The sequence below is a fragment of the Fibrobacter sp. genome, assembly GCA_024399065.1.
GTDB lineage: Bacteria > Fibrobacterota > Fibrobacteria > Fibrobacterales > Fibrobacteraceae > Fibrobacter.
In genome coordinates, this window is the sequence record JAKSIB010000101.1 from 1 (window position 1) to 1,342 (window position 1,342).

Below are 1,342 nucleotides of genomic sequence, written 5' to 3' on the forward strand. Positions count from 1 at the left end.
AGGGGACTTCTATTTTTAGCATTTTTGCGCCGCCCCTCTGAACTTCGTGAAGTCCGTCAGCCAAAATTCAAAGTGAACAACACGGCGAAGATATAAATTTTTCTTATAAGTTTCTAACTTTTCATTATTATTTCATATATTTTGGATAAAATATTGTTTATCAATGTGTTATCAAAACTAATTCATTCCCAATCTTACTATCTGTTCATACCGGCACACGTTGTAAACCAGGTTGGTCAGGGTGTTTCTGGCGGCGTTTCGCGCGAAACCGATGACGCGGCTGAACATCCCGTGCAGATTCAGCTCGCAGTAGCCGAACACATGCTCCACACGCACCCTAGTCTTGGAATTCTTCCGGTTGACCGTCTCCTGCTTCTTGCTCAGCTTTTTCCCTCTCACACTGCGCTTGATGACGCGGTCCTTCATCTGGTATTTGCGCATCACGCTTTTCACGCTCTTTCCGATATATGCGCTGTCGGCATGCAGCTCCTGCCCCCTGTCGTCATTGTCTATCAGCAACTTGGCCGGAACGGAGTCGTGCTGATCCGCGCTCGTGGTCACAGCCTTCTTTATCAGCTTGCTCCTGGCATCGACCTTCGCATGGTTCTTGTATCCGTAATATTTCTGCCCGCCTTTCTTCGTCCAACGGGCGTCCGTGTCCTTGTGACTCCTCTTGTTGGCCTTCTTCTTCCTGTCCTCCTCGGTATCGTCTTCTTCCGCATTCCAAAGCTCGTTGCCGCGTCCCTCCTTTATGGCCTTGTTCTCCTCGCGGGTGTTGCGCTGGCGGGGGACCTCCACGAAACTCCCGTCTATTATCACGCCCTGATTCATTATCAGATTCTTCTCCCGCAGGAATCTGTCAAAATCGGCAAAGAGTTTGTCATAGAGATTCTTTCCCGTCAGTTGCTCTTTGAATGCCCAGATGGTTCTGGCGTCGGGCACCTTGTCTCCGCTTGCCAGTCCGAGGAAGTCCCGGAAGCTTGTGCGGTCAACTATCTGATATTCGGTCTGCTCGTCGCTCAAATTGTACATCCGCTGAAGCACGAGGATCTTGAACATCAGAACATAGTCATACGGCTTCGCCCCCGCTTTCGTCAGACGCTCACGGTGCAGGCTCGCCTCCAATGTCTCACGGAACATCTCGAAATCAACCGTTTCCGCAAGCCTCTCAAGTGGATTCCCTAATGCGGACAACATGGATGTCCTCTCTTCCGAATCAAATAATCCTTGGTTGCCAAGCTTTCTGTATGCCCTTTTGCATGTGTCCATTTTCTCTTCAAATTTTCGGCAAATATACAAATATTTATTTGATTATCAAAGAGTTTTATTTAGAAATGCCCTT

At 48.5% G+C, this 1,342-nt stretch carries 1 protein-coding gene; it reads right to left on the reverse strand.

Annotated elements, in window-relative coordinates:
- Window positions 1-177: 177 nt before the first annotated feature.
- Window positions 178-1,269, reverse strand: coding sequence for an IS5 family transposase (locus MJZ25_16645; GenBank protein ID MCQ2125794.1), 1,092 nt, complete (start codon window positions 1,267-1,269; stop codon window positions 178-180).
- Window positions 1,270-1,342: the final 73 nt, after the last annotated feature.